12 protein-coding genes and 1 tRNA gene are annotated in these 13,725 nt (G+C 57.4%); 12 read left to right on the top strand and 1 reads right to left on the bottom strand.

The window, feature by feature from the left end; all coding sequences use genetic code 11:
• Positions 1–570: 570 nt before the first annotated feature.
• Positions 571–888 (bottom strand): ComEA family DNA-binding protein, encoded by a 318-nt coding sequence (locus ACHUE7_RS07900; RefSeq protein ID WP_348475458.1) that lies wholly within the window; start codon positions 886–888, stop codon positions 571–573.
• Positions 889–1,178: 290 nt separating this feature from the next.
• Between ACHUE7_RS07900 and pyrB the strand changes: the two genes are divergently transcribed.
• From pyrB to fliI, 12 genes are all read left to right on the top strand, one after another.
• Positions 1,179–2,123 (top strand): aspartate carbamoyltransferase, encoded by a 945-nt coding sequence (gene pyrB / locus ACHUE7_RS07895; RefSeq protein ID WP_348475457.1) that lies wholly within the window; start codon positions 1,179–1,181, stop codon positions 2,121–2,123.
• A gap of 1 nt (position 2,124) precedes the next feature.
• On the top strand, positions 2,125–2,601 hold the full coding sequence (gene pyrI / locus ACHUE7_RS07890) for an aspartate carbamoyltransferase regulatory subunit (RefSeq protein WP_394169484.1): 477 nt from the start codon (positions 2,125–2,127) through the stop codon (positions 2,599–2,601).
• A gap of 145 nt (positions 2,602–2,746) precedes the next feature.
• Positions 2,747–3,763 (top strand): phenylalanine--tRNA ligase subunit alpha, encoded by a 1,017-nt coding sequence (gene pheS, locus ACHUE7_RS07885; RefSeq protein ID WP_348475455.1) that lies wholly within the window; start codon positions 2,747–2,749, stop codon positions 3,761–3,763.
• Between the two features lie 41 nt (positions 3,764–3,804).
• Positions 3,805–6,180 (top strand): phenylalanine--tRNA ligase subunit beta, encoded by a 2,376-nt coding sequence (gene pheT, locus ACHUE7_RS07880; protein WP_394169482.1) that lies wholly within the window; start codon positions 3,805–3,807, stop codon positions 6,178–6,180.
• Positions 6,181–6,182: 2 nt separating this feature from the next.
• Entirely contained in the window at positions 6,183–6,485 is a 303-nt protein-coding gene (gene ihfA, locus ACHUE7_RS07875) for an integration host factor subunit alpha (RefSeq protein WP_028671389.1), read from the top strand.
• Complete coding sequence (locus tag ACHUE7_RS07870; RefSeq protein WP_127555215.1) at positions 6,463–6,825, top strand: MerR family transcriptional regulator; 363 nt, start codon at positions 6,463–6,465, stop codon at positions 6,823–6,825. Before ihfA ends, ACHUE7_RS07870 begins: the two co-directional genes overlap by 23 nt.
• A 53-nt stretch (positions 6,826–6,878) precedes the next feature.
• A tRNA-Pro gene (locus ACHUE7_RS07865) sits at positions 6,879–6,955 on the top strand.
• 629 nt (positions 6,956–7,584) lie between these two features.
• Entirely contained in the window at positions 7,585–8,031 is a 447-nt protein-coding gene (gene fliE / locus ACHUE7_RS07860; protein WP_394169480.1) for a flagellar hook-basal body complex protein FliE, read from the top strand.
• Positions 8,032–8,102: 71 nt separating this feature from the next.
• A complete protein-coding gene (gene fliF / locus ACHUE7_RS07855) occupies positions 8,103–9,878 on the top strand; it encodes a flagellar basal-body MS-ring/collar protein FliF (RefSeq protein WP_394169479.1) in 1,776 nt (591 codons plus the stop codon).
• Positions 9,871–10,935, top strand: coding sequence for a flagellar motor switch protein FliG (gene fliG, locus ACHUE7_RS07850; protein ID WP_348475451.1), 1,065 nt, complete (start codon positions 9,871–9,873; stop codon positions 10,933–10,935). The genes fliF and fliG overlap by 8 nt, the downstream gene beginning before the upstream one ends.
• Positions 10,936–10,999: 64 nt before the next feature.
• Complete coding sequence (locus ACHUE7_RS07845) at positions 11,000–12,325, top strand: FliH/SctL family protein (RefSeq protein ID WP_394169478.1); 1,326 nt, start codon at positions 11,000–11,002, stop codon at positions 12,323–12,325.
• Positions 12,322–13,713 carry a flagellar protein export ATPase FliI gene (gene fliI / locus ACHUE7_RS07840; protein WP_394169477.1) on the top strand — a complete coding sequence of 464 codons (1,392 nt, stop codon included), beginning with the start codon at positions 12,322–12,324 and terminating at the stop codon, positions 13,711–13,713. Before ACHUE7_RS07845 ends, fliI begins: the two co-directional genes overlap by 4 nt.
• Positions 13,714–13,725: the final 12 nt, after the last annotated feature.

The following is a 13,725-nucleotide window of genomic DNA, read 5'->3' as shown; positions in this document are numbered from 1 at the left end:
CGGGCGCTAGCGCGTCGTTAAACGCTCCCGGCGTTTAATCCCGCTCCAAATTAATGAAAAAGCAGCCCAAAGGCTGCTTTTTCTGTTTATGGGGAACCGAGATTTCATCTCGTTGCGATCCATCACAGTCCTTCGGTCACAAAAAAACCGGAACATTGATCAGATGTCCCGGTTGTTGTTGAATGCCGCTCAGGTCACACCTCCCTGGTGTACCTATTCCCTGGCAAAGTGAACCTCGCTCCCTCGGTTTTCCCGTCCTATAACGACGACCGCTACCCGTAACCGGTTATTGGCCATCCGTGCTGATCCTCCCTGATAACGCCGTCCCTGACCGTATCTTCCCTGGTTCAGTCATCCCTGGTTTATGCCCTCCTTGAGCTCGCTTCCCTGCCGGCTTATCTTCCTCAGCCTGCTTCCCTGTGCAGATAGAATCTTCCCTGTGGACATCCCTGTCCGTTGCATCCTTGCTGTGTGTCGGCTTCCTGCCGTCCTTCCTGTTTCCCGCGTGTCGCGGGCCCTACGCCTGTCTGTGCCGGTTCCCTGGCGGTGTTGCCATCCCTGATTCGGTGGTTATTCGTCGGTCATGCCTACTTGAATGCGATCCCGGTTTTTCTCGAGGGTGGCTGGCCCAACGCCTTGAACGTTCATCAGATCTTCAGGGGCAATAAAGGGGCCGAATTCATCGCGGTAGGCAACAATGGCTTCGGCTCTTACCAGGCCTACGCCGTCCAGCAGGTCAGCCAGTTTTTCGGCAGAGTCATTGTTGATGTCAACGTACAGTACTACGGATTCTGCGGCTGCTGTTTCAGTGGGTGCTTCCTCGGCGTGTGCCAGTGGCAGCAGGCAACTAAAGGCCAGTCCCAGTGTGATGATTCCTTTTTTCAACATCGTCTTTCCTTATCGGTTGTTGGTCGTTTTTGTGGTGCCGTTACAGCGGGCAAGACAAAAAGTAGCAAGCTATCCGATCGGAAAAAACAATCATTGTTCAAGTATACCTAGGGTATACCCCGGGTGGCGTCAGATAACACCTTCCGAACACTGTTGTGAAGTCGATCACAAGCTTTCGAAGGCTGCTGTCGTCGGGTTTGGAGGGGAGGCGCTGTGGAATAAGATGCGGGCGGGAGTTGTTCAGAGGCTCCCTTGCTTTATAATGCGCCAAATCTTGCTTGGGCAGGTTCATGAGTAACCCTCTGTATCGTCGAGACGTGATTTCCATTGGAGATCTGTCACGCACCGACCTTGAATTCATCGTTAATCGTTCGGCCGAGCTCAAACACTCCGGGCCGTTGCCACTGTTGAAAGACCGACTGATCGCCAGCTGTTTTTTTGAAGCTTCTACCCGCACCCGTCTGTCGTTTGAAACGGCGGTGCAGCGCCTGGGCGGCACGTTGATTGGATTTTCCGACAGCGGTAATACCTCGGCCAAAAAAGGCGAAACCCTCTCCGACAGCATTCAAATGATTGCCTCCTATGCCGATGCCATCATCATGCGGCACCCGCAGGAAGGGTCGGCGAGGCTGGCGGCCGAAGTGGCTGGTGTGCCGGTCATCAACGGTGGCGATGGCGCAAACCAGCACCCGACCCAAACCTTGCTCGATCTGGTGTCGATCGCAGAATGCCAGGGCCGGCTCGATGGCCTCTCGGTGGCTCTGGTCGGTGACCTCAAGTATGGCCGTACTGTGCATTCACTGGCTCAGGCGCTGGGGCATTTCAACCCCACCTTTTATTTTGTATCCCCCGATGCACTGGCGATGCCGGCGTACATTGAAGACAATTTGACGGCGATGGGTATTCGCTTCAGCCGAGTTGAATCCCTGGAAGAAGTGATTCCCATGGTGGATGTGCTGTACATGACCCGGGTGCAAAAAGAACGGCTGGACCCAACCGAGTACACCCATATTGCCTCTCAGTTCATTCTCAAGGCCGATATGCTGAGTCACGCACGGTCCAACTTGCGGGTCATGCACCCTCTGCCCAGAGTTGATGAAATACACCCCAGTGTCGATCGGACGCCCTTTGCCTACTATTTTCAGCAAGCCGAAAACGGGGTCTACGCACGCCAGGCGCTGTTGTCGGGTGTCATGAACGAAGCCATTGAATTGCCATTTCCGGGAGGTCGTTGAGATGTCTGGGATGAACCGGGACAAAATGCTGGTAGAGGCCATCCAGTCCGGTACGGTGATCGATCATATCCCCGCCGGAAAGGGGCTGACGATTATCGGGCGCTTGCAGCTGAAGAACGCGGAGGTTCGCCTGACCGTCGGCCTGAATCTGCCCAGTCACGGAGGTGGCCTGAAAGACCTGATCAAGATTGACGAGTGGCGCTTTACCGAGAGCGATGCTGCCGAGATGGCCCTGTTCGCCCCCCGGGCGACCGTTAACATCATTGAAGATTACCGGGTCGTTCGTAAATTCCCGATTGGCCTGCCAGAACGCTTTGTCGGTGTCTTTGCGTGCCCCAACACCAATTGCATTACCCACAATGAGCCGGTCGATACCCGTTTCCGTGTGTTGGTTGCCAATGAAGCCGTCAAGCTTAAGTGTCACTACTGTGAGCGTGCCTTTGCCGACAGTCTGTTTATTGAACAAGGCAGCCTCTGAACCGGGGTTGCCAGGCCGCCTTCAGGTACCCTGTCATGTATGCGCTTCAGGTCTAAAAAGCCTTGTTTTTCAGTTGCTTATTTTAATCTCATCTTTATAGTAAAGGCTTTTTACAGCCTATTTCCGACGGGAGTCTCGACAGTCCATGGAAACCCTAGCTCAACTGCATGACCGCGCGCTCGACGCGGTTCGCCATGCCAAGGAAACTCAGGAACTGGATGACCTCAGGGTCCGGTTTCTGGGTAAGAAAGGCGAAATCACTGCCCAGTTGAAAGGCTTGGGAGCCCTGTCCGCCGAGGAGCGCCCGGCCGCTGGTGCCAAAATCAACGAGGTCAAAACGGCTGTGGCAGACGCCATTGCCGCGCGCAAGGCCGAACTGGAAGAGGCTGCACTGAGCCAGCGTCTGGCCGAAGAGAAGCTGGATGTAACCCAACCGGGTCGCCGCCAGGGGAAGGGTGGATTGCACCCGGTGACCCAGACGCTGCGTCGCATGGAATCTTTCTTTACCGCCATTGGTTACGATGTCGCTGTCGGGCCGGAAATCGAAGACGATTATCACAACTTCGAAGCGCTCAATATTCCTTCACACCACCCGGCACGTGCCATGCACGATACCTTTTATTTCGATGCCACCACTTTGCTGCGGACTCACACGTCGCCGGTGCAGGTGCGCACCATGGAAGCCGGTGAGCCGCCTTTTCGGGTGATATGCCCGGGCAGGGTCTACCGCTGCGATTCGGATTTGACTCACACCCCCATGTTCCACCAGATGGAAGGGCTGATGATCGATACCGACGTCAGCTTTGCCGACCTGAAAGGCACAGTGGAGGAGTTCTTGCGGGTGTTCTTCGAAAAGGAACTGGCGGTTCGTTTTCGTCCCTCCTATTTCCCATTCACAGAGCCATCGGCCGAAGTCGATATCGAGTGCGTGATGTGCCGGGGCGAGGGTTGCCGCGTGTGCAGCCACACCGGTTGGCTGGAAGTGATGGGCTGCGGCATGGTGCACCCGAATGTGCTGGCCGCCTCGAACATCGACAGCACCACCTACAAGGGGTTTGCATTTGGCATGGGGGTCGAGCGGTTGGCGATGTTGCGCTACGGCGTCAACGATCTGCGACTGTTCTTTGAGAACGACCTTAAATTTCTGCGCCAGTTCAACTGAACCCCGGTGGCCCGTCAAAAAGTCAGGATGGTTAACAGTTTATGAAAATCAGCGAACAGTGGTTACGGGAATGGGTGAACCCCGATATCAGTGCGCAGGCACTGATGGATCAAATCACCATGGCCGGTCTGGAAGTCGATGGTGCCGAGCCAGTAGCCGAAGCGTTTTCCGGCGTGATCGTCGCCCACATCACGGCCTGCGAACCGCACCCCAATGCCGATAAACTGCAGGTGTGCCGTGTCGATACCGGCACCGAATCGGTACAGATCGTCTGTGGGGCTCCCAATGCCCGCGCCGGTATCAAGGTCGCACTGGCGCAAGTCGGTGCTGTTTTGCCCGGTAACTTCAAGATCAAGAAAGCCAAACTGCGGGATGTCGAAAGCCAGGGCATGCTGTGCAGTGAGAAAGAGCTTGGCTTGTCAGACGACCACGACGGCATTCTCGAGTTGGCTGATTCGGCACCGGTAGGGCAGGATGTGCGCACGCTGCTGAACCTGGATGACCTGAGTATCGAAATCGACCTGACCCCAAACCGGGCAGACTGCCTGAGCATTGCGGGCCTGGCCCGCGAAGTGGCGGTGTTGAATGACCTGACCGTAACCGCACCGGCGATTGAACCGGTCGCAGCTACGCATCAGGATACCTTCCCGGTCAGTCTTGAAGACCCGGTAGGCTGCCCGCGTTACGTGGGGCGCGTACTGAACAACGTCAACGTCGCGGCCCCTACGCCACTGTGGATGGTAGAGCGATTGCGCCGCTCGGGCATTCGCTCGATCGACCCCGTGGTCGATGTCACCAACTATGTGATGTTGGAGTTGGGTCAGCCAATGCATGGTTTCGACCTCGATCGGCTGAAAGAGGGCATCACAGTCCGCCGGGCGCGGGATCAGGAAACCCTGGAGCTGCTGGACGGCCAGACCCTGACGCTTGGCATTGATAATCTGCTGATTACTGACGCTGCAGGCCCCCTGGCGATGGCCGGTGTCATGGGCGGCGAGCAGAGCGGTGTATCCCGGGAAACCCGCCGGGTATTCCTGGAAAGTGCCTTCTTTGCGCCCATTGAAATAGCGGGCAAAGCCCGTGGTTTTGGCCTGCACACCGATGCCAGCCACCGTTTCGAGCGCGGTGTAGACCCGGCCTTGCAGGAGCTTGCCGTTGAGCGAGCCACCCGTTTGCTGGTGGATATCTGCGGCGCAGAACCCGGCCCGACTCAGGTTCATGAAGTACAGGCGAATGTGCCGGTGCCCGCCACCATTGCGTTACGCGCCGACCACGTCAAATCAGCGCTGGGGCTGGAAATAGCCGGTGGAGAAATTCAGCGGATTCTGACCGGACTGGGCTTTGCCCTGCAGGAAACAGCCGCCGGTGAATGGCAGGTTGTGGCACCGAGCTGGCGTTTTGACATGGCAATCGAGGCCGATCTGGTCGAAGAAATTGCCCGAATTTACGGTTATAACCGCTTGCCGGTAACCCAGCCCAAGGCTGCTTTGGGCCCCCGCGGCAAGCCGGAACAGCGCGTCACGACCGCCGCGATCGCTGATCGGCTGGCCGCACTGGGCTACCAGGAAGCCATTACCTACAGTTTTGTCGAGCCAGCTTTGCAGCAGGCCATGTTCCCCAAAGAAGCGGGCATTGAACTGGCTAACCCCATTTCTGCCGATATGGCTGTGATGCGGGTATCCCTGTGGCCGGGTCTGGCCCGCGCTCTGACGCATAACCTGAAACGCCAGCAAGACCGGGTCCGGCTGTTTGAGACGGGCTTGCGGTTCCGGGAAACCTCGAAGGGGACCGAGCAGATTGCCATGGTATCCGGCATTGCGACCGGTAGCCGGTTGCCTGAAGCCTGGTATGAAAACGGCGAAGTGCTCGACTTCTTTGATGTCAAAGGCGATGTCGAGCAGGTCTTGTCGCTGGTGAAAGGAGTGGAGTTCGATTTTCTGCCGGGCCGCCACACAGCGTTGCACCCGGGCCAAAGCGCTCGTATTGAGCGAAATGGCAAACTGGTCGGCTACATTGGCGCTCTGCACCCGAGCCTGGCCCGGCAACTGGACATCAAGCAACCGACATTTTTGTTCGAGCTGCGGCTCGACCGGATTGTTAAAACTCAACTGCCAGCCTTTACAGCCCTGTCGCGTTACCCCGGCAGTACCCGTGACCTGGCCGTCGTTGTTGATGAAGAAACCCCGGTTGCAGATCTGATGAACAGTGTTCGCGAAATGGCCGGAGAGGATCTGGAAAGCTTGACCCTCTTTGATATCTATCGTGGCAAAGGTATTGATTCGCAACGAAAAAGCGTGGCTCTGGGCTTGACCTGGCAGAATCCTTCACGCACTCTTACTGATGAAGAAGTAAACAGTTTGATGGATTCGATCATCAACACCTTGCAGACGAGGTTCGATGCTGCACTGAGGAACTGAGAATGGCCCTGACCAAGGCTGAGATGGCAGAGCGCTTGTACGAAGAGCTTGGCCTTAACAAACGTGAAGCAAAGGAAATGGTCGAAATCTTCTTCGAGGAGATTCGCGACTCGTTAGTGCATAACGAACAGGTTAAGCTCTCGGGGTTCGGTAATTTTGATCTCCGAGACAAGCGTCAGCGCCCTGGCAGGAATCCGAAGACGGGAGAGGAAATCCCAATTTCAGCGCGCAGGGTGGTGACATTCCGTCCCGGTCAGAAGCTTAAGGTAAAAGTCGAGGCATATGCTGGAACCGAGCCAGAATAATGAATTGCCTCCTATCCCAGGGAAGCGATACTTCACCATTGGTGAGGTCAGTGAACTGTGTGCCGTCAAACCACATGTCCTGCGTTATTGGGAACAGGAGTTTCCGCAGCTCAGTCCGGTAAAGCGTCGGGGTAACCGTCGTTATTACCAACGGGATGATGTCGTGCTGATTCGCCAGATTCGTCACCTTCTCTATGAAGATGGCTTTACCATTGGTGGCGCCCGGCAAAAACTGTCCGATCCGGAAGAGGGCGAAGTCATGCAGCATCAGCATCAGGCCCTGATTCAGGATATGATTCGCGAACTCGAAGCTGTATTGAAGTTGCTCTCTGACGATTAATCGTCAAAAAGGTTTGATTTTTCAACTGCTTAGCGTATTATTCGCGACGTTTTCGGGCATTAGCGCAGTCTGGTAGCGCATCGTCATGGGGTGGCGAGGGTCGCAGGTTCAAATCCTGCATGCCCGACCAAAAACACCACAAAAAAGCCGGCTGAGAAGTCGGCTTTTTTGTGCCTGCAGGTAAGGAAAATCGTGGGGTGGCTCGAGCCGCAGCCGGAACGCCGGCCGGATCCAATCCTGCATGCCCGACCAAAAACATCACAAAAGAGCCGGCTGAGAAGTCGGCTTTTTTGTGTCTGACGTTTAAATAACTCAATTCTTGGGGTGCTTATACTGTGAGCGTCGGTTGCCGGTGTTGCCTCTGCGGGGGAGTCCGCAACATGGACTAAAACGCCAGGAGCGTTTTAGCATGAGCGCAGCGAGCCCGAAGGGTGAATCCCATGGATGGGATTCATATCATGCGGTCTAGGCACCATGGACGGATTGAGTGGGCGGCATTCCGCCCGACCCCGCAGGGGCAACTCCGGTGGCCGATGCGGGCCAGGGCCACTTAGTAAGTTCCGAAACCTGAGTAATCGTTACGTGTTGTCGGTCTTCTGCCCCAAGCGGCAAAGATTGGCCCATCCTTTGCTCTGTCTCCCTTGTCAGTGGTCATTTCGAGTGTAAAGCGACTGTATTTTGTCGCCCCGAGCCCGAATCGACCCGAATCACCGGTTTTTTTGACGCTCCTGATGGCCGGAGTGTTTAAGGGGAATACAGATGTCCGATCATCGTCTCGATATTCAGAATGTACTGGGCCAGATGCGGTCCATTCGCGAGCAGATGAACCCGCCTGCCAATACCGCTAACCGGCCAGACGGGCCGGGCTTCGCCAGCCAGTTGCAGCAGGCCCGGGAACAGGCGAACCCGGCCGGGCAGGTGCAGGACAGCCTGGCACCACAGGGCATCAATGCGTTGCAAAGTACACCGCCAACCGAGGATGTGCCGTCCTTTGGCGATATGTTCAAATCGGCTATTGATACGGTGAATGGCAATCAGCAGGCGGCCAGTGGCATAGCAACCCGGTACGAAATGGGTGATCCGTCGGTTGACCTGCCCGAGGTGATGATCGCCTTGCAGAAATCCAGTGTTTCCTTTCAGGCGATGACCGAAGTGCGTAACAAGATGGTCGAAGCCTACAAAGAAATCATGAACATGCCGATCTGAATCGCGTTGTTGTCTGGACGCATGATGACGGACTCCGGTTGCTGGAGTCAGGCTAACCAACAGGATAGAACATGACTGAAAACGTACCCGCCGCCACTGGAACGGCCATGGGCGGCCAATCGCAACGGGATGACAGCGCTTTGCCAAGCCGCTCGCGAGGTGAAGGTCGCGGTATGACAGCGACTGAACGCTCGGACATGGTCGAAGCGGACACCTCTGCAACCAGCCGGCTACATCCACTGGTACAGGGGTTCAACAAGCTGGGCATGATGCGTCAGTTCGGCTTGTTGATCGGGCTGGCGGCCAGCATTGCGTTGGGTCTGGCGGTCGTGCTCTGGTCGCAGAAAGAAACCTACCGACCGCTGATGAACAGCACGAACAGTTATGCCGCGGCCGATGTGATTGAAGTCTTGCAGGCCAATGCAGTGGATTTCGACATCGACCCCGCCAGTGGCGTTATTCTGGTTCGGCAGGGCGATTTGCACCAGGCCCGCCTGGCGATAGCCGGGGCTGGGCTGTCGGATGATCAGACGGTCGGTTACGAGCTGCTCGATCAGGATCAGCCGCTCGGCACCAGTCAGTTCATGGAAAACACCCGTTATCTGCGCAGTCTGGAAGGCGAACTGGCGCGCACCATTTCCTCGATCAATCAGGTTCGCACCGCCCGGGTTCACCTGGCAATACCGGAACGTTCTGTCTTTGTTCGCGACCAGCGACAGCCAACCGCGTCGGTCTTCGCCGACCTGTATGCCGGTGCCGAAATGGATCGGGACTCCGTCAACGCCATTCGCAACCTGGTAGCCGGTTCAATACCCGAACTGCAGCCGTCCAATGTATCAATTGTTGACCAGCGTGGTCGGCTTTTGTCTGACGATACGCAGACCGCCGCCGAAGAATTGACCGATCGGCAGTTTGCCTACACCCAGCGCGTTGAAGACCGCATGGTCAATGCCATCAACTCCATTCTCAGCCCGGTTGTGGGGAATCAGCAGTTTCGTGCGGAGGTGTCGGCCGACATCGATTTTACGCGAGTGGAGCAGGCTGAAGAATTGTACAACCCCGATCTGATCGCCTTGCGCAGTGAACAAACCATCGACGAAGAACGCACCGGCGAGGCCGAGGGTGACATCCCCGGGGCGCTCAACAATCAGCCGCCGGGCCTGGCCGAAGCGCCCGAAGAACTGGATGGAGCAGGCCAGCCGGTGCAGCCACCCACTTCAAGCCGCAGTGAGGCAACCCGTAATTATGAAGTTGACCGGACCCTCAGCTACACTCAGTTCCAGCAGGGGCAGGTACGCCGCCTGACCGTTGCTGTGGTGGTAGACGATGTGATGCGTACTGACCCGGAGACCGGAGAAGCCGCCCGCGAGCCTTGGACTGAAGCGCAATTGCAGCAGTTGCGCTTGCTGGTTCAGGATGCCGTGGGCTATGACCCGGCCCGGGGCGACAGTATTAACGTGATCAACTCCAGCTTCATGGGGACTGATGACGCCGTAGACGCACCTCAGTGGTACACTCAACCCTGGTTCTGGGACATCGCCAAACAGATTCTGGCCGGCCTGTTCGTCCTGATACTGGTGTTCGGCATTCTGCGCCCGGCGCTCAGAAACCTGATGAACCGGGGAGAAGCCGAGCAGGATGGGGACGATGACATGCTGGCCTCACTGGATATGGACGAAGACTCCATCACCGACGACAAAGTCACCCTAAGCACGGTCGACGAGTATCAATTGCCGGGCCCGTCCGAAAGTTTTGAACGGCAACTGGATGCCCTGCGCGGCTTGATAGCAGAAGACCCGGGTCGGGTCGCGCTGGTGCTGAAACGCTGGATTATGAGCAATGACTGAACAGAACCCGAATCTGCCAGTACCCAAGCAGAACAGCAAAGAAGACGCCGAGCGCGCCCTGGATGGTATTCCCTGGCTTAACCGGGCAGCCATTCTGCTGATGAGTGTCGGCGAAGCCGACGCCGCCGAAGTGCTCAAACACCTTGGACCCAAAGAAGTGCAGCGGGTCGGTACGGCGATGTCGGGTTTGTCTGAAGTCCGTCAGCAGCAACTGGAAGGGTCGGTCAGACTGTTCCTCGAAGAAGTGGGCGGTCAGACCAGTCTCGGTATTGGCGCCAATGATTACATTCGCAACATGCTGACCCAGGCACTCGGTTCCGACAAAGCCTCGGGTCTGATCGACCGTATTCTGCTCGGTGGCAATACCACTGGCCTGGATACTCTGAAATGGATGGAAGCCCGGGCCGTGGCCGATATCATTCGTAACGAACACCCCCAGATTCAGGCCATTGTGATTGCTTATCTCGACCCGGATCAATCGTCTGAGATTCTGGCCCAGTTCAGTGAAAAAGTCCGGCTCGATATCATCATGCGCGTGGCGTCACTGGAGACAGTGCAACCGGCGGCGCTGTCGGAATTGAATTCCATCCTTGAGAAACAGTTCTCGTCCAGTGCGGGTACCCAGGCCCAGTCTCTGGGTGGCGTGAAGACGGCGGCGGAGATCATGAACTTTCTGGAATCCAGCGTCGAAGCCGAGATCATGGACGGCATCAAGGAGGTCGACGAAGACCTGGCGACCGAGATTGCCGATCTTATGTTCGTGTTCGACAACCTGTCTGAAGTCGACGACCGGGGCATTCAAACCTTGCTGCGCGAAATCGCCACCGACACTCTCAAGGTTGCTCTGCGCGGTGCCGACCAGAATCTGCAGGAGAAAATTCTCGGCAATATGTCCAAGCGGGCGGCGGAGATACTCAAAGACGATATGGAAGCCATGGGGCCGGTACGCCTGACCGATGTCGAATCGGCGCAAAAGGAAATTCTCAACATCGCCCGGCGCATGGCCGACTCCGGAGAGATCGTACTTGGTGGCTCCGCAGGCGATGCAATGGTATGACGCCCGGGTATGAGCGGAGCAACCCAGACGTTATTCACCCGGCGTTACCAGAAGGCCTGTCACTATGATGCCAAATAATGCCGGAGGGCCAACCAGAAGCGCAGCGGGATCGCCCAAGAAAGGCGCAACGGGCTATAAAGCGTCCGGACAGGATGCCCCCAACGTTGAACCCTATCAATTGCCACGCTGGGATGCCCAGGGTAAACCGGTGCCCCAGCCCGGCGATCGCCAGCCCGATACCAGCACCGTCGAAGACGTCCAGCCGGAGAGCCTGAGCCCTCCGACGGCAGAAGACATTCGCCAGATCCACGAAGACGCTTACAACGAAGGCTTTGAATCCGGCTTCGAACAGGGTATGAAGCAAGGTCAGGCTACCGGCCAGACGGAAGGTTACAAGGCCGGATACGACAGCGGTGAGCAGGAAGGCCTGAGTGCGGGCAATAAAGCGGGTATGCTGGCTGCTCAGCAAGCAGAAGCGGAACGCATCAACGCCGAGTTGGCGCCGCTGAGCGAGTTGTTTGAACAGATCAAAGCCGTGCTGGGGCAACAAACCGATGATCTCGAATCGGGCCTGGTCGCGCTTGCGGCGCGCATTGCCCGCAACGTAATCGATGCCGAACTGACACTTCAACCTGAACACATTCAGGGCCTGGTGCATTCCGCCGTCCAGGCGCTGCCTAACGCAGACGAGCGCTTCACGCTGGAGATCAACCCCGAGGATGCGGCTTACGTGGAACCCATTGCCGAGCCGCACTGGAACCTGGTGCCCACACCCTCGATCAGCCGCGGTGGTTGTGTGATCCGCACTCGCTTTAGCTATGTGGATTACACCCTTGAACATCGCTATCGCCAGCAGGTCAGCAACTTGCTGGCGCATGCCGGGCTTAGTGAGCAACTGGCTGAAATGGAGTCACCCTGGCCCTTGCCGCCCGCGGAGCCGGAGGCCGGGCAGGCTACCGGAGCAGCGTTGGACGATGAAACGCCGACTGCCGAATCACAGCCTGAAGACGAAGCAGGGCTTTCCGCAGGCGACTCGGCTGAACCCGAAGCAGACGGGTCAGTAGATGACACTCCGCAGGCCGACGCGGCTAATAACGAAGCGCCTGAACCGGTTGACAACGCGGCGGCTCAAGACGACGTTCCAGAGTCTGACATCGATGATTCTGACGCCAGTGTTGCAGGTACCTCAGAGCCTGCTGCCGCCGATTTGAATGCGTTCAAAGAGGCCGGTACCGAGCCGAAACAGCAAGCCTCGGAGGAGCTGGAGACGACGGGTGCAGCCGGGCGATCGGATGATGATGTGCCTCAGACTGATCGGACCGGCGAACCCGATGGCGATGAATCCCCTGGTCAGCAGCGCACCCCGGAACCTGATGGTAACGAACCATGAGTAAAAACCTGGGGCTGTTTCTCCAGGACTGTCAGCGCTGGATTCCCGAGCGCAGTCCGGTCATCGTTGAAGGCAAGCTGACCCGAATGGTGGGGCTTACGCTGGAAGCCATTGGCCTGAACGCCACCGTGGGGGAGCGGTGTCTGGTGATCGACCGGCAAAACCGGATCGAAGCAGAAGTGGTGGGTTTTCAGGACGACAAAGCCTTTTTGATGCCGGTACAACCCATTTCAGGGCTGCGTTCCGGTGCCCGGGTGGTGCCGCTGGAAAGTGCCAGTGAACTGGTGATTGGTGATGAGCTGCTGGGTCGGGTCGTCAACGGCTTTGGCGAGCCAATCGATGGCAAGGGACCACTCAGTTGCCGGGTGGAGCAAAGCCTGAACGGGGTGGTAATTAACCCCTTGCATCGACAACCCATTCGCGAGCCGCTCGACGTCGGCATTCGCGCCATTAACGCCTTGCTGACGGTTGGTCGGGGCCAGCGCCTGGGCTTGTTTGCGGGTTCGGGTGTGGGCAAGTCGATGCTGCTGGGCATGATGACCCGCTTTACCACGGCTGACATTATCGTAGTCGGGCTGATCGGCGAACGCGGCCGGGAGGTCAAGGAATTTATCGAAGACATTCTCGGTGACGAGGGGCTGGCCCGTGCCGTTGTCGTGGCATCACCGGCTGATGATGCGCCCCTGTTGCGATTACGCGCGGCCCAGTACACCACCAGCATTGCCGAGTTTTTTAGAGCCCAGGGCAAAAACGTTCTGATGCTGATGGATTCCCTGACCCGTTTTGCCCAGGCCCAGCGCGAAATCGCACTGGCCATTGGCGAACCACCGGCCACCAAGGGGTACCCGCCTTCGGTCTTTGCACGCATACCGCAACTGGTCGAGCGAGCCGGTAATGCCGAGGCCGGTGGCGGATCGATCACCGCTTTCTATACTGTACTGACCGAAGGGGATGATCAGCAGGATCCGGTTGCCGATGCATCCCGTGCCATTCTGGACGGCCACTTTGTGTTGAACCGGCGCCTGGCGGAAGAGGGCCATTACCCGGCCATCGATATCGAGCAGAGCATCAGCCGGGCGATGCCGCAAGTCGTATCAGCGGCTCATATGAAACAGGCGCAAACGCTCAAACAGGTCTGGGCGCGGTACCATCAGAATCGGGACTTGATAGCCATTGGTGCCTATAATTCAGGGTCGGACAAAGACATCGATGAGGCGATACAGATGTTTCCGGTCGTTCGGGGTTTTTTGCAGCAGGGGTTAAACGAACAGGTGCGGTATCAGGAGAGCGTCGCCCAATTGCAGTCGCTGTCACCCGGCCAGAATGCGCCAGCCCCCTCCGCGATGAAAAAAGGCCGGCCTCTGGCCCGGCCGCAACGCGCCCCGTAACGGTCGCGCAAT

This window comes from Saccharospirillum alexandrii (assembly GCF_043641555.1).
Taxonomy (GTDB): Bacteria; Pseudomonadota; Gammaproteobacteria; order Pseudomonadales; family Natronospirillaceae; genus Saccharospirillum; species Saccharospirillum alexandrii_A.
This window is presented reverse-complemented; position numbering and strand designations above follow the sequence as displayed.

Coding starts and splice junctions, on each gene's coding strand:
- fliG (WP_348475451.1), top strand. CDS start 9,871: ATGACTGAACAGAACCCGAATCTGCCAGTACCCAAGCAGAACAGCAAA.
- pyrB (WP_348475457.1), top strand. CDS start 1,179: ATGAGTAACCCTCTGTATCGTCGAGACGTGATTTCCATTGGAGATCTG.
- pheS (WP_348475455.1), top strand. CDS start 2,747: ATGGAAACCCTAGCTCAACTGCATGACCGCGCGCTCGACGCGGTTCGC.
- pheT (WP_394169482.1), top strand. CDS start 3,805: ATGAAAATCAGCGAACAGTGGTTACGGGAATGGGTGAACCCCGATATC.
- fliF (WP_394169479.1), top strand. CDS start 8,103: ATGACTGAAAACGTACCCGCCGCCACTGGAACGGCCATGGGCGGCCAA.
- ihfA (WP_028671389.1), top strand. CDS start 6,183: ATGGCCCTGACCAAGGCTGAGATGGCAGAGCGCTTGTACGAAGAGCTT.
- fliE (WP_394169480.1), top strand. CDS start 7,585: ATGTCCGATCATCGTCTCGATATTCAGAATGTACTGGGCCAGATGCGG.
- pyrI (WP_394169484.1), top strand. CDS start 2,125: ATGTCTGGGATGAACCGGGACAAAATGCTGGTAGAGGCCATCCAGTCC.
- fliI (WP_394169477.1), top strand. CDS start 12,322: ATGAGTAAAAACCTGGGGCTGTTTCTCCAGGACTGTCAGCGCTGGATT.
- ACHUE7_RS07845 (WP_394169478.1), top strand. CDS start 11,000: ATGATGCCAAATAATGCCGGAGGGCCAACCAGAAGCGCAGCGGGATCG.
- ACHUE7_RS07900 (WP_348475458.1), bottom strand. CDS start 888: ATGTTGAAAAAAGGAATCATCACACTGGGACTGGCCTTTAGTTGCCTG.
- ACHUE7_RS07870 (WP_127555215.1), top strand. CDS start 6,463: ATGCTGGAACCGAGCCAGAATAATGAATTGCCTCCTATCCCAGGGAAG.